22 protein-coding genes are annotated in these 22,639 nt (G+C 63.7%); 17 read left to right on the top strand and 5 right to left on the bottom strand.

Annotated elements, in window-relative coordinates; all coding sequences use genetic code 11:
- Positions 1 to 5: 5 nt before the first annotated feature.
- On the bottom strand, positions 6 to 236 hold the full coding sequence (locus tag KJJ24_RS04395; protein ID WP_250544916.1) for a hypothetical protein: 231 nt from the start codon (positions 234 to 236) through the stop codon (positions 6 to 8).
- 56 nt (positions 237 to 292) lie between these two features.
- Here KJJ24_RS04395 and dapF point away from each other — a divergent pair, with 56 nt between their 5' ends.
- The 5 genes from dapF to KJJ24_RS04370 are packed head-to-tail and all read left to right on the top strand — an operon-like array spanning position 293 to position 5,191.
- Positions 293 to 1,477: a diaminopimelate epimerase gene (gene dapF / locus KJJ24_RS04390; RefSeq protein WP_214341563.1), complete on the top strand. Its 1,185-nt coding sequence runs from the start codon at positions 293 to 295 to the stop codon at positions 1,475 to 1,477.
- A 5-nt stretch (positions 1,478 to 1,482) separates the two neighbouring features.
- Positions 1,483 to 2,670, top strand: coding sequence for a cysteine desulfurase family protein (locus KJJ24_RS04385; protein ID WP_214341561.1), 1,188 nt, complete (start codon positions 1,483 to 1,485; stop codon positions 2,668 to 2,670).
- A 24-nt stretch (positions 2,671 to 2,694) separates the two neighbouring features.
- Positions 2,695 to 3,330 (top strand): DUF1995 family protein, encoded by a 636-nt coding sequence (locus KJJ24_RS04380; protein ID WP_214341553.1) that lies wholly within the window; start codon positions 2,695 to 2,697, stop codon positions 3,328 to 3,330.
- Between the two features lie 51 nt (positions 3,331 to 3,381).
- Positions 3,382 to 3,897, top strand: a complete 516-nt coding sequence (locus KJJ24_RS04375; protein WP_214341552.1) for a DUF4330 domain-containing protein — start codon at positions 3,382 to 3,384, stop codon at positions 3,895 to 3,897.
- A 22-nt stretch (positions 3,898 to 3,919) separates the two neighbouring features.
- Positions 3,920 to 5,191, top strand: coding sequence for a D-alanyl-D-alanine carboxypeptidase/D-alanyl-D-alanine-endopeptidase (locus KJJ24_RS04370; RefSeq protein ID WP_214341550.1), 1,272 nt, complete (start codon positions 3,920 to 3,922; stop codon positions 5,189 to 5,191).
- On the opposite strand, the gene KJJ24_RS04365 is transcribed toward KJJ24_RS04370, so the two are convergent.
- Together KJJ24_RS04365 and coaD are read right to left on the bottom strand one after the other, a co-directional pair.
- Entirely contained in the window at positions 5,188 to 6,126 is a 939-nt protein-coding gene (locus KJJ24_RS04365) for a hypothetical protein (RefSeq protein ID WP_214341548.1), read from the bottom strand. The two genes, KJJ24_RS04370 and KJJ24_RS04365, sit on opposite strands and share 4 nt — an antisense overlap.
- Positions 6,127 to 6,135: 9 nt before the next feature.
- On the bottom strand, positions 6,136 to 6,624 hold the full coding sequence (gene coaD / locus KJJ24_RS04360; RefSeq protein WP_214341546.1) for a pantetheine-phosphate adenylyltransferase: 489 nt from the start codon (positions 6,622 to 6,624) through the stop codon (positions 6,136 to 6,138).
- Positions 6,625 to 6,698: 74 nt separating this feature from the next.
- Between coaD and KJJ24_RS04355 the strand changes: the two genes are divergently transcribed.
- The 8 genes from KJJ24_RS04355 to KJJ24_RS04320 are packed head-to-tail and all read left to right on the top strand — an operon-like array spanning position 6,699 to position 13,154.
- Positions 6,699 to 7,181, top strand: coding sequence for a flavin reductase family protein (locus tag KJJ24_RS04355; RefSeq protein WP_214341544.1), 483 nt, complete (start codon positions 6,699 to 6,701; stop codon positions 7,179 to 7,181).
- Positions 7,182 to 7,191: 10 nt separating this feature from the next.
- A complete protein-coding gene (gene uvrC, locus KJJ24_RS04350) occupies positions 7,192 to 9,225 on the top strand; it encodes an excinuclease ABC subunit UvrC (RefSeq protein ID WP_214341541.1) in 2,034 nt (677 codons plus the stop codon).
- A gap of 26 nt (positions 9,226 to 9,251) precedes the next feature.
- Entirely contained in the window at positions 9,252 to 9,533 is a 282-nt protein-coding gene (locus tag KJJ24_RS04345; protein ID WP_214343294.1) for a hypothetical protein, read from the top strand.
- The gene (locus KJJ24_RS04340) at positions 9,530 to 11,080 is read left to right on the top strand and encodes a cryptochrome/photolyase family protein (RefSeq protein ID WP_214341538.1); all 1,551 of its coding nucleotides are present in this window, start codon (positions 9,530 to 9,532) and stop codon (positions 11,078 to 11,080) included. Before KJJ24_RS04345 ends, KJJ24_RS04340 begins: the two co-directional genes overlap by 4 nt.
- Before the next feature lie 48 nt (positions 11,081 to 11,128).
- The gene (locus tag KJJ24_RS04335; protein WP_214341535.1) at positions 11,129 to 11,362 is read left to right on the top strand and encodes a DUF2811 domain-containing protein; all 234 of its coding nucleotides are present in this window, start codon (positions 11,129 to 11,131) and stop codon (positions 11,360 to 11,362) included.
- Positions 11,359 to 11,955, top strand: a complete 597-nt coding sequence (gene hemJ / locus KJJ24_RS04330) for a protoporphyrinogen oxidase HemJ (protein WP_214341532.1) — start codon at positions 11,359 to 11,361, stop codon at positions 11,953 to 11,955. Before KJJ24_RS04335 ends, hemJ begins: the two co-directional genes overlap by 4 nt.
- A gap of 4 nt (positions 11,956 to 11,959) precedes the next feature.
- Positions 11,960 to 12,610, top strand: a complete 651-nt coding sequence (locus tag KJJ24_RS04325; protein ID WP_214341529.1) for a PHP domain-containing protein — start codon at positions 11,960 to 11,962, stop codon at positions 12,608 to 12,610.
- Between the two features lie 28 nt (positions 12,611 to 12,638).
- Positions 12,639 to 13,154 (top strand): hypothetical protein, encoded by a 516-nt coding sequence (locus KJJ24_RS04320; RefSeq protein WP_214341526.1) that lies wholly within the window; start codon positions 12,639 to 12,641, stop codon positions 13,152 to 13,154.
- Here KJJ24_RS04320 and cobN read toward each other — a convergent pair.
- Positions 13,151 to 16,852, bottom strand: coding sequence for a cobaltochelatase subunit CobN (gene cobN / locus KJJ24_RS04315; RefSeq protein ID WP_214341523.1), 3,702 nt, complete (start codon positions 16,850 to 16,852; stop codon positions 13,151 to 13,153). The two genes, KJJ24_RS04320 and cobN, sit on opposite strands and share 4 nt — an antisense overlap.
- Positions 16,853 to 16,944: 92 nt before the next feature.
- Here cobN and KJJ24_RS04310 point away from each other — a divergent pair, with 92 nt between their 5' ends.
- Genes KJJ24_RS04310 through KJJ24_RS04300 form a run of 3 tightly spaced genes read left to right on the top strand, consistent with a single transcriptional unit; the run spans position 16,945 to position 21,830 of the window.
- Positions 16,945 to 17,862 carry a branched-chain amino acid transaminase gene (locus tag KJJ24_RS04310; RefSeq protein ID WP_214341520.1) on the top strand — a complete coding sequence of 306 codons (918 nt, stop codon included), beginning with the start codon at positions 16,945 to 16,947 and terminating at the stop codon, positions 17,860 to 17,862.
- Positions 17,862 to 21,494: a methionine synthase gene (gene metH / locus KJJ24_RS04305; protein WP_214341517.1), complete on the top strand. Its 3,633-nt coding sequence runs from the start codon at positions 17,862 to 17,864 to the stop codon at positions 21,492 to 21,494. Before KJJ24_RS04310 ends, metH begins: the two co-directional genes overlap by 1 nt.
- 60 nt (positions 21,495 to 21,554) lie before the next feature.
- Positions 21,555 to 21,830, top strand: a complete 276-nt coding sequence (locus KJJ24_RS04300) for a DUF4090 family protein (protein WP_214341514.1) — start codon at positions 21,555 to 21,557, stop codon at positions 21,828 to 21,830.
- A 61-nt stretch (positions 21,831 to 21,891) separates the two neighbouring features.
- Here KJJ24_RS04300 and KJJ24_RS04295 read toward each other — a convergent pair whose 3' ends face one another.
- Complete coding sequence (locus KJJ24_RS04295) at positions 21,892 to 22,119, bottom strand: hypothetical protein (protein WP_214341512.1); 228 nt, start codon at positions 22,117 to 22,119, stop codon at positions 21,892 to 21,894.
- A 106-nt stretch (positions 22,120 to 22,225) separates the two neighbouring features.
- On the opposite strand from KJJ24_RS04295, the gene KJJ24_RS04290 reads away from it, so the two are divergent.
- Complete coding sequence (locus KJJ24_RS04290; protein WP_250544915.1) at positions 22,226 to 22,633, top strand: DUF2237 family protein; 408 nt, start codon at positions 22,226 to 22,228, stop codon at positions 22,631 to 22,633.
- Positions 22,634 to 22,639: the final 6 nt, after the last annotated feature.

The following is a 22,639-nucleotide window of genomic DNA, read 5'->3' as shown; positions in this document are numbered from 1 at the left end:
CAGCTCTATGACAACAACGGCCGGATCAGGGCCATGGCCTGGCGGGCCACCAGCAGCAATTCACCACCCGCTTCAGGCTCGAGCGCTAAATACTCGTTATCCACCCAACGCGGGATCCCGTTCACGCTGCTGCCATCGAGCAACTGCACGGCCAGGTTGGTGCGGCTGCGGATCCAGCTCTGCAGCAGACGGATTCCAGGCTGCGAGGTGTCGAACAGGGAGCCTCGGTTCTCCATGCTGCTCCCCATAGGATCGACCTCAACCTCATGCCTGCTCAGGCAGGCTGCCGCGCGTGTCGTCCCCCAGCAAGAGCCAGTTCAACAACCTCCAGGGTGAACTGAGCTTCAGCAAGTACCAGGGTCTTGGGAACGACTTTCTGATGCTGGATGGCCGCAGCGCCACCGACTCGGAGTTCGTGTTTGGCCTCACACCTGCTCTGGTGGTTGAGCTCTGCGACCGCCGCTTCGGTGTCGGCGGCGACGGCGTGATCCTGGCGCTGCCCCCTAACAACGGTGGAGAACTGCGCATGCGCATCTTCAACGCCGATGGCACCGAGCCGGAGATGTGTGGCAACGGCATCCGCTGCCTGGCGCGTTTCCTGGCGGATCGCGATGGCGATGGGGCCGGTCGCACGTGGCAGATCGACACGCTGGCGGGCCGAATCGTGCCCGAGCTGTTGCCCGATGGCACCATCCGGGTGGACATGGGCGCCCCATTCCTTCAACCCGAGCAGGTGCCCACCACCCTTGAGCTGGGATCTGCGGGTCTTCCTCAGGGCGAGTTGCAGGTGGATGGAGAGGTGTTTGCCGTTGCTGCCGCAGGCATGGGTAATCCCCACGTGGTGATTCCGGTGCCGCTTGTGGACGAAATCGACTTGGAGCGCTTCGGGGCGCTGCTGGAGCGGCATCCGGCCTTCCCCGCCAAAACCAACGTGCACTTCGTGCAGGTGATGGCCCCGGATCATCTGGTGATGCGGGTGTGGGAACGCGGCGCGGGCCCCACCCTGGCCTGCGGCACAGGAGCCTGCGCCACGCTGGTGGCTTGCCACAGCCTTGGACTTTGTCAGCGCCAGGCCCGCCTCGATTTGCCGGGGGGGCCACTGCAGATCCATTGGGATGCGGGCAGCAGCAAGGTGTTCATGGATGGCCCTGCTGAGCACGTGTTTGACGGCTTGATTCCCGATCCCCGCGCCGTGGCTGATGCTCGCCAGCAAGCCAGCACTCAGGCTCCTCGTCTGGATTCCGTAGCTCCCACCCCCGCTGCCAGCCAACAGCAGGTCGAACCGGAGATCGACTGCGCCACGGTGTGCACCAACGGCTGCATCCGACCGGAGCACTGCCCTAGCGCAGAGGCCCGTGCCCGCGTGGAGGCTCTGCTGAGCGGCAGTTCTTTGGATGATCTGGTCTCGCTGGCCACCAACTCGCTCGAATCGCGCACCCGCGCCCGCTTTGAGCGCGACACCGGCCTCAGCGGCTGAGCGCCATGGCGCCACTGCCGCTCTCCGGTTATCTCGACTGCTGTGCCACAACACCCGTAGCCAGCGAGGTGGCAGCAGCCATGGCAGCTGTGCAGGCCGAGGCCTGGGGCAATCCCTCCAGCCTGCATGGTTTCGGCCTTGCGGCAGCTGAGCAGCTGGAGCGTGCACGGCAGGGCCTTGGCGAGCTCCTGGGCTGCAGGCAGTCCCGGCTAGTGATCACGTCAGGAGGGAGTGAAGCCATCCATCTGGCTCTTCTAGGCGCTGCACCAACCCTGGAGGGTGGGGCAGCGCGACCGCGGTTGTTGATCTCCGCTGTGGAGCACCCCGCCACGCGGGCGGCTGCAGAGGCCTTGCAGCGGCGTGGTTGGCAGCTCCAGCTGCTGCCGGTGAATCGCGAGGGCAGTCTCGATTTGCAGGAGCTGCAGCGCTGGCTGGAACCTCCCACGCGCTTGGTATCGGTGATCTGGGGTCAGAGCGAGGTCGGCACCGTTCAAGCCATTGAGGCCATTGGCGGTCTGTGCCGCCAAGCCGGTGTTTTGTTGCATGTGGATGCGGTGCAGATCCTTGGCCACCGGCCCATTGCGATGGACCTGCTTCCGGTGGATCTGCTCAGCCTGGCGGCGCACAAAATTCAGGGACCCCGTGGAGTGGGGGCTCTGCTGGTGGCTGAAGGGGTGAAGCTACAGGCCTGCATCGGGGGGGGAGGCCAGGAAGGGGGCCTGCGGGCGGGCACGGAACCCGTTGCGCTGGTTGCAGGGTTTGAGGCTGCCCTCCGCCTCTGTCAGCAGCGGCTGGATGCTCACGGCGGCAACGACCCGGCGAGGCACTGGCGCGATCAGTTGCTGATGCGCCTCTTGGAACAGCCTGGCTTGGAGTTGAGCGGCCCCAATCCAATCCAATCGGGGTGGGCAGATCGCCTCCCCCATCACCTCAGCTTGCTTGTGAGACATCCAGGCGGCGATTGGCTCGCCGGGCGGCAGCTGGTGGGAGCCCTTTGGCGGCAGGGTTTTGCTTGCAGCAGTGGATCGGCCTGCAGCAGCAGCGGCTCTCCCGCCAGCCCAGTCCTTGCAGCGATGGGCTACGGCCCTGCTGCTGCCGCCTCGGGTTTGCGCGTCAGTCTGGGCCCATGGCACGGTGCGGAGCTGTTGGAGCAGTTCCCCGCTGCACTCGAGCGGGCCCGAGCTGCGCTTTAGGGTCGCCGCAAACGCTCCACCGCAATGCTCCCCGCCGACCTGCGCAGCGCCGAAACCGAGGCCCATGCAGCCGTGCAGGCGGCCCTGGCCAGCCAGACCAAGGGTCTCTGGACTGTGGAGATGCGCTTTGAGGGCTTGCGCATCCTGCCGGTGGCCCTGCGGCAGCTGGCGGCCCTTACCCCCGCTCATCCGGAAGCCCGCCTGCTCTTTCCTGATGCTGGTGCAACGGCATTAGCCAAGCGGGATGCACCTGAGCAAGCTTCGCAATTGCTCGGTCTGGGAGATCTACTGCGGCTGCAACAGGCCGATGGCGGCAGCGATGGTTTGGTGTTGTTGGCTGCGCCTACTCCCGCCGACTACGAGCAGGTGGAATCCCTCTGCGCGCAGCATCGCGGCTCGCTGGTGATGATCAATGGCCGCCTCGAAGACGCCGCGATTGGGATCGGCACCGTGGCCCGTGAACGTCGCAAGGGCTTTCTCTCGGAATGGCAGGCGGCCTATGGATTGATCCCGACGGCTGAAGGTGCTCTGCGCCGCACCTATCCAGACGACTGGCAGTTCTACCGGTGTGATCCCGATGGCTATCGCCATGTCTGCAGTTTCGAAACCCGCCCCGACCGAGAGGCCCAGCTGGAGGCCCTGGAAGAGGCAGCCCGCTGAGCTTGTGCGGACCGAACACGCTCTTTACAGTTCGGTGTCTGCTGTTGCCCCATGGCCGGATCGTCGCGTCGTTTCTCCTTGGTGGATGCGGGAGCTGCCGCGGCGGTGTTGCTGGCGGCCGCGGGGGTTGTGTGGAGCCCGAAGCTGAGCGGCACCGTGGCCCGGGCCACTGGAGGCTTGGTGCCAGTGACCGTGATGGTTGATGTGCGGGGTGTGCCGGTGGCCAACCCCGCCAGCGTGGTGGATGCAGCCCGCGATGCCGGCAAGGTGGCAATTGTGATTCGCAATCAACCGCACGGGAGCGTGCCCGTGGAGCAGGTGATCCCCTTACAGCGCCGCTTATCAGCGGTGCTGCCTGACGGCCGGGTGGTGAGCGCTGTGGATCCCAACCAAGACCAGTTCCCCAGCCTCGATGTGCGCTTCGTGCTTAAAGGAGAGGGGCGCAAGGGGGCCGATGGTGTGGTCTTCGGTAACCAGAACCTGAAGATCGGCGCCCCGGTGGAACTTGAGGGCTCAACTTTCCGTGTCAACGGCTCGGTGACCGGCCTGCAAGTGGGAGCATCCTGAGGTGCGGCAGACGGCCTGCGTCATGGCCTCTGGGGCGGTGTTGCCCCTGGCCTTCCATCTGCCACTCCAGGCCCTGGAGCAGGTGGATCCCACGATCCCAACAGTGGCGGCGAGCTCACTGCCTGTGGCTCCGCCCCCTGTAGGGCTGCCCCAATTACAACCCCACGTGAGCTGCCCAGCGCTGCAGCAACGCATTCGCGCAGCGGTGGGTGGTGAATCTGGGGTGTGGAGCATCAGTGTGGCCGATGCCAGGGGGCGTCTGCTGGCGGACGTGAATGGCACCCGGGCCCGCATTCCAGCGTCGAACCAAAAACTGATCAGTACGGCGATTGCTCTCGATCGGCTGGGGCCTGATTACCGCCTCACCACGCGGCTTTGGCGCCAGACCGATGGCTCACTGCAGATCACTGGCGAGGGTGATCCCGACCTCAACCTGGCTCAGCTGCAACGCTTCGCCAAGTTGGCTCTTGGTTCCGGCGGCAGCAGCGCAGCGCCAGGCGGACCGGTGACGATCCAGCTGGTGGAGGAGCCCAAGCAGCGCTGGTGGCCGCAGGGGTGGCACTGGGCCGACCGGGCTGAGGCCTATGGCGCCCCGATCACACGTCTCGCGTTGACCAGCAATGCGCTCGACATGGCGGTTAGCAATCCGCCCGGGCGTCTACAAACCCTGCTGGGCCGAGAGATCAAGCGCCAGGGCGGTAGTGCCGCCATTCGGTTGGTGCCGGTGACCACCGCCAACACCGAGAGCGCCACCCTCCTGCATGAGGAGCGCTCCGTTGGCATGCATGGCCTGCTCAGCCTGGCGAACACGGACAGCCACAACTTCACCTCAGAGGTGTTGTTACGCCAAGGCACGCGGAACTGGGACCTCAATCAGGCTCGTCAGGTCGCCATGCAATGGCTGTCGACTCAAGGGCTACCGATGGCAGGGGTGAATGTGGTGGATGGCAGCGGCCTTGACCGCGGTAATCGACTCACCAGTCAGCTGCTTGTTGCCCTAATGCTGCGCATGGCGCAGCATCCCTACGCCGCCAACTACTGGGCTTCGATGGCTGTTGCAGGCCAACGGGGAACGCTGCGCAATCTCTGGCGGGGTACAGAGCTCGATGGCCGTTTCCGCGGCAAAACCGGCACCATCAGCGGTGTCCGCTCCATCAGTGGGGTGCTTGACACGCCTGATGGCATCCGCTTTGTGAGCGCCGTGTCCAACGGCGCGGGCTCCCCCAACAGCACGATTGGTGAGGTCCTGCGGCAGAGCAGGGTTCCCGGGCTCTGCCCCACACCAGCGCTTTAGCGCTGGCCGGCGGCCCGCTTGAGTCGGTCGGCGGCTCGGCGGGCGCGGCTGATCGGAACAGCCTGCTCCTCACCAGCGCGGCTCTGCTGGACCAGGGTGGTGGGGTCCACCGCTTGCAGGCGAACGAGTTCGCGGCGGCCGGCAACGACCACCTGCCCCATGTCTTTCAGCCGCCCTTCCAGCTCGGTCAGCACCTGTTCGGCATAACGGTTGGCGCCTTCCTGAATCGTGGCGGCCTCCTGGCGCGTGCGACCGATCAAGGACTCACATTGCTGCTGGGTCTGCTGACGGAATTGCAGTGCATCAGCTTGCAGACGCTCGGATTCGGCCTGGCTGCTCTGCTGTAGACGCACCGCCTCCTGACGGATCTTCTCCAGTTCAGCCAGGCTCTGTTGCCTGGATTGCTCGTGCTGCTCGGCCAGCTGCCGTTTCAGCTCGATGGCTTCCTGATCCAATTGCTGACGGCGTTGCAGCGCTTCCTGTTCCAGCTGTTGGCGGCGCTGGCTGAACTGCTGCTCCATCTGAGCCATGCGCGCCTGGTGGTCCTGCTCCGTCTTGGCCAGCTGCTGGCGGGCTTGCATCAGCAATTGTTCACCTTGCTGTCGCCCCTGCTCCCGCAGTTCAGCACCCTGTCGCTCTGCCTCCTGTCGGATCGCCTGGCTGTTGATCAGCTGTTCACGCTGCTGGCGGGCCTGGTGCAGCATTTCATCCGCCTGTTGGCGGGCCTGACCGATGAACTCCTCCTTCTTGGCTACCAGCTCTTCGGCTTGGGCGAGTTGCGAGGGCAGTGCTTCCCGCACTGCATCCATCAGCTCGATCGCGTCTTGCTCATTCACCAGGCGACCACCGCTGAAGGGCACGCGCGTGCCGTCCAAGACGATCTCCTCCAGTTGATCGAGCTGGTCGAGCACGGACGTGAGCTGTGCCTCAGCCATGGGAAACGATCAAGGACGTGATGACTGATTAAAAAGCCTGGCCAGGTCTTGCGCCACTCCTGTGGGCACCATGTGACCAACGCTGCCACCGAAGCGCGCCACCTCCTTCACCACAGAACTGCTCAAAAAGCTGTGGGCGGTCGCCGTGGCCAAAAACAACGTTTCCAGCTGCGGCGCCAAGCTTTTGTTGGTGTGGGCGATCTGCAGTTCGTATTCGAAGTCGCTGAGAGCCCGTAGTCCGCGAAGGATCACATCCGAACCGCAATCCTGGGCGAAATCAACCGTGAGGCCGTCGAAAGCGGCCACGCTCACATTGTTGAGATGGGCTGTGGCGAGGCGAATCTGCTCCAACCGCTGTTCAACGCTGAAACAGGGATTCTTGCTCGGGTTGCGCAGCACCGCCACCACCAGCTGATCGAACAGGCTGGCGCCACGCTCGATCACGTCGAGGTGCCCGAGGGTGAGCGGATCGAAGCTGCCGGGGTAGAGGGCCTGCATGGGCCGATCCTATGGAGCGGTTCCAGCGTTTCTAGAGTTGGTTCCACCACTTCCTTTCGTTTCCCCCCTTTCCCATGGCTCTGAACGCCGACGCCAAGAAAACCCTGCTGCGCAAGATCCCCCACGGCGTGTTCATCTGCGGGGTGGCCGAGGGTGAGGAGGTGAATGGTTTCACCGCCAGCTGGGTCACCCAGGGCTCCTTCGAGCCGCCCTTGGTGGTGATGGCGGTGCGGGCTGACAGCACCAGCAACGGGATGATCCAGCGCACCGGCCGCTTCTCGCTCAACGTGCTGGCCGCTGATCAAAAAGATCTGGCCGCCGTGTTTTTCAAGCCGCAGAAGGGTGTGGGTGGCCGTTTCGATGCTGCGCCCTATCAGCTGGGTGAACTCGGATTGCCGGTGCTGAACGATGCCCTCGGTGCCGTGGAATGTGAGCTGGTGGGTCAGGTGGCCCATGGCGACCACACCGTGTTTGTGGGAGAGGTGAAGAGTGCTGTATTGCATCGCGATGGCGCAGCCCTGGAGCTGAGCAGCACCGGCTGGCAGTACGGCGGCTGAGCATCAGCTGTTGAGCACCATCCAGCCCCTCCTTCAGGACCGCGACCGGCTGCGGGCACGCCTGAAGGAGGTGCCCGCCGAACCGGGCTGCTACCTGATGCGCGATGGCGAGGACCGCATCCTCTACATCGGCAAAGCCAAGGTGTTGCGCAATCGGGTGCGCAGCTACTTCCAAAGCGGCAGCGGCCACGGCCATTCGCCCCGCATCGCCCTGATGGTGCGGCAGGTGTGCGAGATCGAATTCATCGTGACTGACAGTGAAGCCGAAGCGCTGGCACTGGAATCCAACCTGATCAAGAACCATCAGCCGCACTTCAATGTGCTGCTGAAGGACGACAAGAAATATCCCTACCTCTGCATCACCTGGAGTGAGGCCTACCCGCGCATCTTCATCACGCGCAAGCGCCGCTTCCGCTCACCCCTCGATCGCTTCTACGGCCCCTATGTGGATGTGGGCCTGCTGCGCCGCACCCTGGGGCTGGTGAAACGGGTGTTTCCGCTGCGTCAACGCCCTCAGCCGCTGCATAAAGACCGCACCTGTCTGAACTTTGACATCGGCCGCTGCCCGGGTGTGTGCCAGGAAAAGATCAGCTCGGACGACTATCACCACACGCTGCGTCAGGTGGCGATGGTGTTCCAGGGGCGTAACGAGGAGTTGTTGCAGCTGCTGCAGGAGCAGATGGAACGCTATGCCGAGCGCCTCGATTTCGAAAGTGCCGCTCGGGTACGCGATCAGCTGCAGGGGATCGACACACTCACAGCCGATCAAAAGATGAGCATCGGCGATCGCTCGGTGAGCCGCGACGTGTTGGCCCTCGCGGCGGATGAACGGGTGGCAGCGGTGCAGTTGTTCCAGATGCGTGCCGGCAAGCTCGTTGGGCGGCTCGGCTTCACCGCCGATGCGATCGGCATGCCTGCCGCAGAGGAAGGTTCCGGCCGTGAGCTGCCGCCGTCGCCGGAGCGGGCAGCGGCCCTCGGCCGCGTTCTGCAGACTGTGGTTGAGGAGCACTACAGCCAGGTCGAGCCGGTGGAGATCCCGCCGGAGTTGCTGCTGCAGGTGCCTTTGCCCCAACAGGGCCTGATCGAGGAGTGGCTGTCGGAGCTGCGGGGCCGCAAGGTGAAGCTGGCGGTGCCGCAGCGTTCGCAAAAGGCCGATCTGATCGACCTAGTGCAGCGCAATGCCAGCTACGAGCTGGAGCGAGCCCGCCGCGCCAGTGAGCAGAACCTCTTGGCGACGGAAGACCTGGCCCAGCTGCTCGAGCTTCCCAGTCCACCGCGGCGGATCGAGGGATACGACATCAGCCACATTCAGGGCAGCGATGCCGTGGCCTCGCAGGTGGTGTTCATCGATGGCCTGCCGGCGAAGCAGCACTACCGCAAATACAAGATTCAGAGCAGTTCGATCCGCGCAGGCCATTCCGACGACTTCATGGCCATGGCGGAGATCATGCGGCGCCGCTTCCGCCGCTGGGCTCAGGCCAAGGCTGAAGGTGCTGATCTGAGGGAGGTGCGCCGGGCCGCTGGAAGCGCGCTGCACACCGGTGGCCTCAACGATTGGCCTGATGTGGTGATGATCGACGGCGGCAAGGGTCAGCTTTCCGCCGTGATGGAGGCCTTACGCGAGCTCAATCTCGATGAAGAGCTGGTGGTGTGCTCCCTGGCCAAACAGCGTGAGGAGGTGTTCATCCCAGGGGTGAAGGAACCGCTGGAGAGCGAGCCCGAGCAGTTGGGAGTGCAGTTGCTGCGCCGCCTGCGGGATGAAGCCCACCGCTTTGCGGTGAGCTTCCATCGCCAGCAGCGGGGCGAACGGATGAAGCGCTCCCGTCTCTCGGATATTCCCGGCCTGGGTCCGAAACGGATCAAGGAGCTTTTGGCCCACTTCCGTTCGATTGATGCCATCCAGCTCGCCAGCGTTGAGAGCCTGGCTGCTGCTCCGGGGATGGGGGCTGGTCTGGCGCGGGTTGTGTGGGAGTACTTCCATCCTCAAGACCTGCCAGTGCCGGCCGAACAGGAGAATGAACAACCGCTGGAGCTGGCCGGTTGAACAAGTTCCGCTCCGCGTTCTTTGCCTTGCTGGTGCTGCTGGGGCTTTGCGGCTGGCACCCTCCGGCGGTGCAAGCCGCCCCAGGCCTCTGTGTTGGGCCCATTTGCGCTGATGAGATCACCCGCAGCGCGAAGCATCATTTTCAGCTGCGCATGCGGGTGAGCGATCAGCAGGGGCATCGCGAGCGCCTCACAGTCGATTGCCGCAATGGCTCCCTCAGCCCAGCCGCTGGCCTGGTGGAGCGGGGTTATGCCGCGGCGCTGGCCCGAAAAGCCTGCCGTTTGGCTGGAGAAGCGCCCACGGCATGACGATCGGAATCTGGGTGCTTGGGGATCAACTCAATGCCGGGCAGAGCGCTCTGGCTGGTGTGGATCCAACACAGGCTCGTGTGGTGCTTGTGGAGAGTGCTTCGGTTCTGGATCGGCGCGCCTATCACCGCCAAAAGATGGTGTTGGTGTGGAGTGCCATGCGCCATTTCGCTGAAGAGCTCCGTGCAGCCGGTTGGCAGGTGGATTACCTCGAGTGCCGTCAGTTCTCATCGGCATTGCCCACCTGGGTTGAGCGGACTGGCATCCGTGAATTGCGGGTGATGGAACCGGCTGATCGAGGCTTTCGCCGCTCGATCGAAGCGCTCAAGTTGCCGGTGCCGCTGCGTTGGATCGAGAGCAACGCCTTTCTCTGGAGCCGCCAGGCATTCGGCGCCTGGGCGGAGGGGTACAAGCAACTGCGCCTGGAACTGTTTTACCGGGAGGGGCGTCGCCGCTTTGGCGTGCTTGTGGAGGGAGAGGGCAAGACGGCACAACCGATCGGTGGCCAATGGAATTTCGATGCAGACAACCGCAAACCGCCGCCGAAGGGTCTGCAGGGGCCTGAGCCGCTCTGGTTTGAGCCCGATTCGATCACCCGCGCCGTGATTGCCAAGGTGCAAGAGTTTGATCGGGAGCGCGAACAGGTGGGGCTGGGCCCCCTGCCGGGAGTTCTCGAGCCGTTCCGATGGGCCGTAAACCGCGAGCAGGCCCTGGCGGTGCTGGAGCACTTCATCGCGACTCGCCTTGCTGGCTTTGGCCCCTATCAGGACGCGATGGTGAGCGGTGAGCCGACCCTTTGGCATGCCCTGCTTTCGCCCTACCTGAACCTGGGCCTGCTCCACCCGCTGGAGGTGATCCGGAGGCTGGAGCAGGCGGGCCTAGAGCAGCAGGTGCCACTGGCGGGCCTGGAAGGTGTGATCCGCCAGATCCTTGGCTGGCGTGAATACACCCACGGCCTGTATCACTGGTTTGGGGCCGAGTATCCGGCCCTGAACCACTTCGGGGCAAACCAGCCGCTGCCGCCGAGCTTCGATCAACTGGGCGGCAGCGGCCTCAACTGTCTTGACACGGTTTTTGCTGAGCTGCGCAGCAACGGCTATGTGCACCACATCCAGCGCCTGATGGTGCTCGCCAACTACGGCCTGATTGCCGGTCTTGATCCTCAGGCCCTCACCGCCTGGTTCCACCGCATGTTGATCGACGGCCACGACTGGGTGATGCAGACGAATGTGCTCGGCATGGGCCTGTTTGCCGATGGCGGGCGCCTGGCCAGCAAGCCCTACGCCGCCAGCGGCAACTACATCAAGCGGATGAGCACCTACTGCAAGGGCTGCCGCTATGACGTGAAGCAGCGAACCGGCCCCAACGCCTGCCCGTTCAACAGCCTCTACTGGGATTTCCTCGATCGCCACGCCGAAGCCCTGCGCCGGAACCCACGCATGGGCCTGGTGATGAAGCAGCTGGACAAGCTGCCTGAGGCGGAACTGGAGCAGATCCGCGAGGCGGCTCAGCAGCATCGCCGCCAAATGGTTGCAACGGTTGCTTGACAGGCGCAGCGGCGCAGCGGATCCTTGACATCCACCAGATCTGGGTTCATGAGCCAAGGCGCCACCACCACTAGTGCTCAAGCGGTCGGGGTGCACGCGCTGGGCGTGGAACTGCCAGTGGATCTGGCCCAGGCTCTTGAGTCCTATGTGGCGCAGCGACCTGGACTTGACCCAGCCCGTCTGTTGCAGACCGCTCTGGCCCAGTTCCTGGTGCAGCATGGTGGTGCCCGGCCTGAGGTGCGTGAGCTCTACCTTGATGGCCTGTTCGGCACCGGACTGTGATCGCCCCCCTGGCAGCCCTTCCGCCTGAGGCTTATCTCTGGTTCAAAACCCTCCACATCGTTGGTGTGGTCGTGTGGTTTGCAGGGCTGTTTTATCTCGTACGGCTGTTCATTTATCACCGGGAAGCCGAAGACTTGGAGCCGGCCCTACGGGGCCCCTTCCAGGCCCAGTACGCACTAATGGAAAAGCGCCTGGCCAACATCATCACCACGCCAGGCATGGTGGTGGCCGTGAGCATGGCGGTAGGGCTGCTGGTGAGCAATCCGGCCTGGCTGCATCAGGGCTGGATGCACGCCAAGCTGGCCTTTGTGGCCGCTCTGCTGCTGTACCACGCGTTTTGCTATCGCCTGATGGGGCAGCTGCAGAGCGATCGATGCACGTGGAGCCCCAAACAGTTGCGGGCGCTCAACGAATTGCCCACCCTGCTCTTGGTGGTCGTGGTGATGTTGGTGGTGTTCAAGAACCAGTTCCCCACAGGGGCGGCCACCTGGTTCATTGTGGCGCTGGTGGTGTTCATGGCTGCTTCCATTCAGTTCTATGCCCGCTGGCGCCGCCTGCGGGCCGAGCGCGAAGCTGCCACTGGGGCCGCCTGACGTCATGGCGGCGCATCCGCTGCGACCGGTGCTTGAACAGGTGCATCCAGGCAGCTGCCCCGGCACGCTCAATTTTCACTGCCACACCATCCACAGCGATGGCAGCTTGCGGCCGGAGCAGCTGGGGCAACAGGCCTTGGCCATCGGCCTCGAACACTTGGCGATCACCGATCACCACAGCACCGCTGCTTTCGCACCCCTGCAGACCTGGTTTGATCAGCAGGCCGCTGCTGGGGTCCAGGTGCCACAGCTCTGGAGCGGCGTTGAGATTAGTTGCCTGCTCGAGAGCTGCCTGGTGCATGTGTTGGCCCTGGGCTTCGAATCCGGCCATGACGCTCTAGAGCCCTATCGCCAGGGCCAGGCCCCGGTGGGTGAGGCTCTGCAGGCCCGCGAGGTGGTGCAACGGATTCATGCCGCTGGGGGTTTGGCATTGCTGGCTCACCCCGGCCGCTACCGCCTCAGCTTTCAGCGCCTGATCCCTGCTGCAGCCGGGCTTGGCTTCGATGGCGGTGAGGCTTACTACGACTACGCCATGCAGCCCCACTGGCAACCCACGCCCGTGGTCTGTGAGGCCATCGCGCGGTTGCTCGACGATCACGCACTTCTGCGAAGTTGTGGCACGGATACCCATGGCCTCGAGCTTTGTGGTCGCTAGGGTTCTTCGAGCATTCAACCCCTCGCCGATGGGCCTGTTTGATCGTCTGCTCGGTGGCAACAAGGCGGTGAGCGTCACCGGCCCAGCAAAACCTGCCAAGCAACAAGAAGAACCGTTCTTCTTAGACGCCGATTCCTCCTCCAGCATGGGCAACGTGGAGTTCATGCGGCGCTCCAACACCATCCGTCACACGTTCCCGGGGACGGCCAGCAGCCCCGGTGATAAGGAGCTGGTGGAAGAGGTGGCCTCGATGGAAATGCGCCGCGAGATGGCCACCCCTGGCCTTGGCGGTGTGGAGGAGAAGCAGGAGGACATCAATCTCACCGGCGGCATTCCCAAGCCGGTAAAGAAGACCTTCGCGGAGCAAATGAGCAAGGGAGAGCTCGAGCAGCGCATGAAAGGTTCCGCCGTGGCGGTGAACACACCCGGCGCGGCCAGCCCCAAGGCTCAGTCTGGTAGCGAGGAGCAACCCCAGATCAGCAGCCAACAGGCATCCAAGCCCGGCGATATTGGCGCCTTCAAGGGTTGGGTGAAAGACCTCTAACCCTCCACGAGCGCTTCCGCTTCAAGCACCAGCTGGCGCAAATGCTCCAGCTGGTTTTTTTGTGCGCTTTGCCAGAGACCACGATGGTGCGCTTCCAGTAGCCGCTCTGCCATGTCACGCAGGGCCCAGGGATTGGCCTGGCGCAGGAAGTTCAACACCGCAGCGTCCCCAAGCCACTGTTCGGTGATGGCGCCATAGCTCCAATCGGGTACCCGATCCGTGCTGGCGTCGTAGGCGAATACATAGTCGAGGCTGGCGGCCATCTCAAAGCCGCCCTTGTAGCCGTGCTGTTGCATGGCCTCGATCCAACGCGGGTTGAGCACGCGGGAGCGCAGCACTTTGTCGAATTCACGCTCCAAACGATGCACGCGCGGCCGTTGGGCACGGGAATGATCGCCGAACCACAACGCTGGCGATCGGCCTGAAACGCTCTCCACCGCAGCAGCTAATCCCCCCTGGAATTGGTAGTAATCGTCGGAATCGAACAGGTCATGCTCGCGGTTGTCCTGGTTGTGCAGCACCACCTGCACCGCACCAAGCCGCTGCTCAAAGCCTGCGCGATCGTTCTGAATCGCCAGGCTGGCGCTACCTCCATCGGCCCCACCAAGGCCCTCGTAGCGCCAGCTGCTCCAGTTGAGGTAGGCGCGCGCCAAATCGCCCCGCTCCTCCCATTCGCCGCTGTCGATCAGCCCTTGCAGCCCGGCGCCGTAGGCCCCCGGTGCTGATCCGTACACCCGCCAGGCGTGTCCATCACGGCCGGCTGCCGCTGCAAGTGGGTTATCGCTCTCCGGTTCATCAGCAGCTGCCACCAGCGTTGTGGCACGGTTCAGCCAGCTCACCAGCTGCGGGAAGGCATCGCGGAACAAACCCGAGATCCGCACGGTCACATCCACCCGTGGCCGTCCCAGCTGGGTCAGTGGAATCAACTCAAGATCCACCAGCCGCCGGCTGGGGCCATCCCACACAGGCCGAACGCCGAGCAGCGCCAGAGCCTGGGCAATGTCTTCGCCTCCATTGCGCATGGTGCTGGTCCCCCAGACCGAGAGAGCCAAGTGGCGTAGGGGTTCACCCTCCTGCATCAGGTGTTGATCGAGCAACAGCTCAGCGCTGCGTCGCCCGAGGTCCCAGGCGGCTTCGGTGGGTAGTGCCCTTAGATCCACGCTGTAGAAATTGCGACCGGTGGGCAGCAGATCAGGCCGGCCACGGGTGGGTGCACCGGAGGGGCCTGCTGGGATGCGGCCACCGGCCACGGCCTTGAGAAAGGCCTGCTGTTCAGCCTCACCACAGGCCAGCAGATTCGGCACAAGCCCAGCTGCTAGCCGCTGCATCACAACAGCAGTGTGTGCATCAGCAGCGGGCTGATCACCGACCAACAGGGCTGCGCACAGCTGGGCTGCTTGGCCCTCGAGCCACTCCACCGCGTCTCCAACAAGCCGAGGCTGAGGAACGCCCAGAGTTGTGAGCCGCACTTGATCGGCAGCACTGAGGGGTTGCTCCTCGTGATCGGCCCAGGGGTCAAGCTCCAAACCCAGATCGCGTGCCAGGGCTTGGGTCAGACCCAACCCCTGCTGCTGCGGTGGGCGGGCCAGACAAGCCAGCAGCTCAGCCAAGGCTGATGGCTCCGGTAATTGACCAAAGCGATGCAACCCAGTGCGCACCTGGGCTTCTTTCAACTCACAGAGATAGCCGTCAGCCGCATCCAGAGGATCGGAGCTCTCTTTGCCGCCGAGCAGATCAGGCAACTGCAGGGTCGCCAACTGTTCCAACACAGCGCTGCGCAGCTGTTCGCTGCGAGAGCTGCCCAACTGCATGGCCTCCCAGTATTCGTCGATCAGGCTTTCCAGCTCTCGTAGATCGCCGTGGAGGCCGGCGCGGCCTAGCGGTGGTGTGAGGTGATCGAGGATCACGGCCTGGGCGCGGCGCTTGGCCTGCGACCCCTCGCCGGGGTCATTCACGATGAAGGGGTAGATGTGGGGCATCGCCCCCAGGGCCCACTCCGGGAAGCAGTTGCTGGATAGGCCAAGGCCCTTGCCCGGCAGCCACTCGAGATTGCCGTGCTTGCCCACGTGGCAGATCAGCTGAACGGCGGCCTCCTGCCGGAGCCAGAGGTATTGGGCTAGGTAGGCGTGTGGGGGCGGAAGATCGGGTGAGTGGTAGCTGAGGCTGGGATCGCGGTCGTAGCCGCGCTCCGGCTGAATCAGCACGCTGATGTGCCCAAAGCGCAACACCTGGATCGGGAAGCCTTGAGGGTCCAGGTTTGGATCAGCTGCTGGTGGCCCCCAGCGCTGCTCAAGCCGTTGCCGGCCATCGTCTGGAAGCGTTTGATACCAGGCCTCATAGGACGCCAATGACAGGTGGGCCTGCACCGGCCGATGCATGCTCTCGGGGTCGTTGCTGCGGCCTGCCAACAAGAGCTGAATCAGGGCGTCGCCATCCGTGGGAAGGGCTGTGGGGCCGAGTTGGTAGCCGGACTGGTCCAGCCAATGGAGCATCGACACCGCACTGGCGGGGGTATCGAGGCCCACACCATTGGCGAGGCGGCTGTTGCGGGTTGGGTAGTTCGCCAGCACCAAGGCGAGGCGACGCTGAGCGGCGGGGGTCTGCCGGAGTTCACACCAGCGAGCGATCAGCTGGGCCACCCAGGCCAGTCGTTCGAGGTCTGGCTGGTAGCGGGGAAGAGCTGTCGCCAGCCTCGAATCGGTCTGGGTTGATTCCTTGAACGCACCCACCCGGGTGGTGATCCGCCCGTCGAGCTCTGGTAAGGCGATCTGCAGGGTGAGATCGAGCGGCGCCAGGCCCACGCTGCTCAACTCCCAGCTGTTGCGGCCCTGGGTGCTGCAAAGCAGTTGCAACACCGGCACATCCAGGCCATCCCAAAGGGGGGCTCCCATGCCTGCTTCGCTGAATTGCACCGAGGCAAACGATGTGGTGCAAAGCACCGCCTGCACCTGCTCCCTGGCGAACAGATCAGCGGTCCCCTGCTGGACAGCCGGATCGCGAAGACTGCTGAGCCACAGGGCCCGAGGGACCAGGCCCGCGTTGCGCATCGCCTCCAGCAATGCGTCGGCGAAGGCGAGATCACCCGCCTGCAGGAGCGCTCGGTAGAGCACCACACCCACGCGTGGACCTGACTCATCACGCCAGTCGTGGGGCTGCGGATCAGCAATGGCCTGCAGGGCCGGCAACGCGGGCTCCGCACCGTCCAGGAGGGCCGCCAGGCTGCCGAGCACAGCCATCCAGTTCGCTGAACCGCCTTCACGCAGACAGCGGCTGCAGGCCAGGGCCAGCGGGAGTGGAGCCGTGCCGAGCTCCACCAGGCTGAGATCTTCTTCGGCTGTACCTGCCAACACCAGAAGCTGGCGGCCATGCTGTTCAGCGGCCCAAGCTTGCAGCTGCTCCAGGCCGTAGCTCCAGTGGCCACGGCCCCCAAGAAGCCGCACGATCACCAGCTGAGTGGCACCCAGGCTGGCTCGGATGTAGTGATCGAGCACCGCCGGGTGCTGCAACGCTGCGAGATTCAGTGCGCCAAGGCTCCGCTTGGCACCCAGGGGCTCAGGCTGCTGATCGAGCAGTGCAGCTAGGGCAGAGAGGTCGGTATCGGCGCTGCTGAGGAGCACCACCGCGGCAGCGGGTTGCTCGATGAACAGCACCCCGTCGCCGGGGCTGTGACTGCCTGGAACGGCGGCGAGGCGATGCATCGCACCATCCTGGCGGGCGCTTGCGGGCCACGGACAGACCCCTGCCGATGAGAAGATCAGTTGCAGCAGTGGCCGCGCCGCCCACCGACCCCATGCATCAGTTTCTGCCTTACGCCTGGTTCGGTGGCAAGTGCGTGCCGTTTGCCGAAGCCACCCTGTCTGTGGCAACCCATGCGCTGCATTACGGCACGGGTGCCTTTGGCGGCATGCGCGCTCTGCCGAATCCGGCGGATGCCAACGAGATCCTGCTGTTTCGTGCTGATCGCCATGCGCGCCGCCTCAGTCAGAGCGCCCGGCTGCTGCTCACGGAACTGAGCGAGGACACAATCCACAGCGCGATTCATCAGTTCCTGCAGGCCAACAAACCCATCAGCCCGGTGTATCTGCGGCCGTTCGTCTACACCAGCGATCTGGGCATTGCGCCCCGCCTGCATAACATCGAGACCGACTTCCTGATCTACGGCCTCGAACTGGGTGATTACCTCTCGCCCGAAGGGGTGAGCTGCCGCATCAGCTCCTGGACCCGCCAGGAAGATCGCTCCTTACCCCTGCGCGGCAAGATCAGCGGGGCTTACATCACGAGCTCTTTGGCCAAAACCGAAGCCGTGAAAAGCGGCTTCGACGAGGCACTGTTGCTCAACAGCCGCGGCAAGGTGAGTGAAGCCAGCGGCATGAACCTGTTCATCGTGCGCGATGGGGTGTTGATTACGCCCGGCGTGGATCAGGACATCCTTGAGGGCATCACCCGCGCCAGCGTGCTTGAACTGGCTAAGACGATGGGGATTCCCACCCTTGAGCGCCCGGTGGACAAAAGCGAGCTGTTCATTGCCGATGAGGTGTTCCTCAGCGGGACCGCCGCCAAGGTGACCCCGGTGCGCCGCATCGAAACGACTGATTTGACGAGCGATCGCCCCGTGATGCATGCGATTAGAGATCGCATCACCGCCATTACAGAAGGCCGTGATCCGGCGTTCGATCACTGGGTGACCCGCGTGCGCTTGAACGGTTGATGCTCGCTACACAACGAATCGGTTTCCTGGAGCGTCTGCACAGCCCGGAGCATCCCGTGCTGGTGTTCGATGGCGCTACCGGCACCTCGCTGCAGCAAATGGATCTCAGCGCCGAGGACTTCGGCGGTGCGGCCCTCGAGGGCTGCAACGAGAACCTTGTGTTCACCCGCCCAGATGCTGTGCAAGCGGTGCATCGGCAGTTCCTGGAGGTGGGCTGCGATGTGATCGAAACTGACACGTTCGGTGCCGCTTCCACCGTGCTGGCGGAATACGACCTGCAGGATCAGGCCTTTGCCATCAACAAACGGGCCGCTGAGCTGGCGCGTGAGGTGGCCGATGCCTACAGCACCCCTGAGAAACCTCGCTTTGTGGCGGGCTCGATGGGGCCCACCACGAAGTTGCCCACCCTGGGGCACATTGGCTTTGACGAGATGCGCGACGCCTTCGCGGAGCAGGCCGAAGGCCTGATCGCAGGCGACGTAGATCTGTTCATCGTGGAAACCTGCCAAGACGTGCTGCAGATCAAGGCAGCGCTGCAGGGCATTGAACAGGCTTTCGCCAAAACCGGTCAGCGGCGACCGCTGATGGTGAGCGTAACCATGGAAACCACCGGCACGATGCTGGTGGGTTCTGACATCGCCGCCGTGGTGGCGATCCTGGAGCCATTCCCGATTGACGTGCTCGGCCTCAATTGCGCCACGGGCCCCGAGCAGATGAAGGAACACGTGCGCTACTTGAGCGAGCACAGCCCCTTTGTGGTGAGCTGTATTCCCAATGCTGGCCTGCCCGAGAACATCGGCGGTGTGGCTCACTACCGGCTCACGCCGGTGGAGATGAAGATGCAGCTGATGCACTTCGTCGAAGACCTCGGCGTGCAGGTGATCGGTGGCTGCTGCGGCACCACCCCTGGCCACATCGGTGCCCTGGCGGAGTTGGCCGCGGAGTTCAAGCCTGCCCTGCGCCGTGTGCGCACCCCTGAACTGCGCCAGAGCAGCGAGGATCCACGCCCGGCCCTGGCCTACGAACCCAGCGCCAGCTCGATCTACGGCACCACGCCGTATCTGCAGGACAACTCGTTCCTGATCATTGGTGAGCGGTTGAATGCCAGCGGCTCGAAGAAGGTGCGCGAGCTTCTGGCCGAAGAAGACTGGGATGGCCTGGTGGCCGTGGCCCGCGGCCAGGTGAAGGAAAACGCCCACGTGCTCGATGTGAACGTCGACTATGTGGGGCGCGACGGCGAGCGCGACATGCGCGAGTTGGTGAGCCGGCTGGTCACCAACGTGAACCTGCCGCTGATGCTCGATTCCACCGAGTGGCAGAAGATGGAGGCCGGCCTGAAGATGGTCGGCGGCAAGTGCATCCTCAATTCCACCAACTACGAAGACGGCGACGAGCGTTTCTTCAAGGTGTTGGAGCTTGCCCGCGATTACGGCGCGGGTGTGGTCGTAGGCACCATCGACGAAGAGGGCATGGCCCGCACGGCGGAGCGCAAATTCGCCATCGCCCAGCGTGCCTACCGCGATGCACTCGAATACGGCATCCCGGCCCATGAGATCTTTTACGACCCCCTGGCCCTGCCGATCTCCACCGGCATCGAGGAAGACCGCGAAAACGCTCTAGCCACGGTGGAGGCGATCCGCATGATCCGCCAGAACCTGCCCGGTGTTCATGTGGTGCTGGGGGTGAGCAACGTGAGCTTCGGCCTGTCGCCGGCGGCTCGGATTGTGCTCAATTCCGTCTTCCTGCACGACTGCTGCGAAGCGGGCATGGATGCGGCGATCGTGAGCCCGGCCAAGATCCTGCCGCTGGTGAAGATCAGCGAGGAACATCAGCAGGTGTGTCGTGATCTGATCAACGATGACCGCCGCTTCGACAACGGCGTTTGCATCTACGACCCGCTGACTGAACTGACCAGGTTGTTTGAGGGGGTCAGTGCCAAGGAAGCTCGCGCCGCCGGTCCGCAGCTGAGTGATCTGCCGATTGAAGAGCGCCTCAAGCAGCACATTATCGATGGCGAGCGCATTGGTCTGGAAGACGCCCTCAAGATCGCGCTGGAGTCTTATCAGCCGCTGCAGATTATTAATACCTTTTTGCTTGATGGCATGAAGGTGGTGGGCGAGCTGTTCGGCTCAGGCCAGATGCAGCTGCCCTTCGTGCTGCAGAGCGCCGAGACGATGAAGTCTGCGGTGGCGTTTCTTGAACCACTGATGGACAAGGTGGAAGGCGAGAGCAATGCCAAGGCCAAGTTTTTGATTGCCACGGTGAAGGGTGATGTGCACGACATCGGCAAGAACCTGGTTGACATCATCCTTACTAATAATGGCTATGAGGTGATCAACCTCGGCATAAAACAGCCGGTGGAAGCGATCATCGAAGCCCAGCGCACCCATCACGCTGATTGCATCGCCATGAGCGGTCTGCTGGTGAAGTCGACCGCTTTCATGAAAGACAATCTTGCTGCCTTCAACGAGGCCGGCATCGACGTGCCCGTGATCCTGGGTGGCGCCGCCCTCACGCCTCGCTTCGTGAACAAGGATTGCCGCGACGTGTACCGCGGCCAGGTGATTTACGGCCGCGATGCCTTCGCAGATCTGCGCTTTATGGATGCCTACGTGGCAGCCAGGGATGCCGAGCAGTGGGATAACGGGCATGGCTTCCTTGCCGGTGCGCCAGAGGGCTTGGGTCTGGAGATGGCGTCAGACAGCGAGGCTGCGGGTGAACCGGCTTCTAACGGCGCCGAAAAGGCACCTGAAGTCGCTTCCAGCGTTGTTGCTACCGCCGCCGACCCCAATGACCACCGCTCCGAGGCAGTACCTCCAGAAGCGGCGCTCATGCCCCCCTTCTGGGACAGTCAGGTGCTCACGGAAGCCGAGATCCCGTTGGAGGCCGTGTTTGCCTTCCTCGATCGCAATGCATTGTTCGCCGGTCAATGGCAATTGCGCAAAGCGCAGGGGCAATCCCGCGAGGACTACGAGGCAATGTTGGCTGAGAAGGCCGAGCCGGTGCTGCAGCAGTGGATGGCCCGTTGTCTTGATCAGGGCCTGCTCACCCCGCGCGTGGCTTACGGCTACTTCCCCTGCGGGCGTGAAGGCAACAGCGTGGTGGTGTTCAATCCCGAACAGCGCAACCAGGAGCTGGGCCGCTTCGCCCTGCCGCGTCAGCGCGCCGGCAACCGCTACTGCATCGCCGACTTCTACACCGACCTCGCTGGTGGTGAACCCACCGACGTGTTGCCGATGCAGGCTGTGACCATGGGTGAGAAGGCCACCGCATTTGCCCAGGAGCTGTTCAAGGGCGACCAGTACAGCGACTACCTCTATTTCCATGGGCTGGGGGTGCAGATGGCCGAGGCGTTGGCGGAGTGGACCCACGCCCGCATCCGCGCTGAACTCGGTTTTGCTGATCCTGAGGGCATGCCCCTGCGCGATGTGCTCGCCCAGCGCTACCGCGGCAGCCGTTACTCGTTTGGCTATCCGGCCTGCCCCAACGTGGCTGATTCACGCCAGCAGCTGGCCTGGCTCGGCAGTGACCGCATCGGCCTGTCGATGGACGAAAGCGATCAGCTGGAACCCGAACAGAGCACTACAGCGTTGGTGGCCCTGCACAGCCAGGCACGTTATTTCTCCGCTTGATCAGAGCTCAGCACAATCTGGGCACGCTTAGCCTCGGCTTGCCCAGATTGTTCTCTCTGCATGGCCATTGCCGGACCCGGCGGCGTTGATGACGCGATCGCTGCAGGCCTTGATCTCGATGGCACCCCCATCCCAACCGAGATGCTCAGCCTCTACAACGAGGTGATGGATCTTGAAAGCCAGCGCGCCCGCAGCGGCGTGAAGAAATCGATGCGCAACCGAATCGTCAAGACCGGTTCGAAGCACTTCGACCAGCAAACCCTCGATGCACGCCTCAAAGCCGCGGGCTGGGAGGGTCTGAAGGCCAAGGAAATCGCCTTTTTCTACGGCGCCTGAGTTGGCACGGTGATGCGTCGCGGTGGTGCGGCGGGGCGTGTTGCCGCGTCGTCGCAAACCCTTAGCTGCAGAGATCTTCCAGGGTTTCGATCACCTGCTGCTGAAACTGCTCGAGATCAGTGGAGTCGGAGAGATCAATGCCTTCACCAGCGGCGTTCTGAGCCAGTTCCTGAAAGTGGAACGCTCCTTCGCCGTTGGCCAGAAACTCGATCGCCGAGCTCTCGCCACTTTCCTTGAAGGCATCGCACAGGGCCAGGAAGGCGCCGTCTTCTGTGAAGTCCCAGCTCATGTAGGGGGGTCTGCTGAATGACCTTTAACGCCTGCCCCCCTGGGTCCGTCAACTATCTGATCGCGATTTGTGCCACTCCGTCGTCAGACTGCACGCCAGCAAAGCGTTGTCCAGCGCCGTGACCGCCGCCGAACTCAACAGCCAACAACCAGCGTTGAACGTGCTGGCTCAGCCCTTGCAGGAGTGCGGTTGCCAGCCGATCACCGGTTGGTATCGGGACGGCTACTGCCGCACGGACGGGGCTGACCTCGGCCGCCACACGGTCTGTTGTGTGGTGAATGAGCGATTCCTGTCCTATACCCGTGCCCAAGGCAATGACCTCAGTACGCCGCTGCCCCAGTACGGCTTTCCAGGCCTTAAGCCCGGCGACCACTGGTGCGTGTGTGCTGGGCGATGGTTGGAGGCCTACGAAGACGGTATGGCGCCGCCCGTTCGCCTGGAAGCTTGTGAGCAGAGCGCTCTCGAGGTGATCCCCCTGGAGCTGTTGCGGGAGAACGCCGTCGCTGGCGCATGATGACCG

Source organism: Synechococcus sp. LA31, from assembly GCF_018502385.1.
In the GTDB taxonomy this organism is placed as follows: Bacteria; Cyanobacteriota; Cyanobacteriia; order PCC-6307; family Cyanobiaceae; genus Vulcanococcus.
This window is presented reverse-complemented; position numbering and strand designations above follow the sequence as displayed.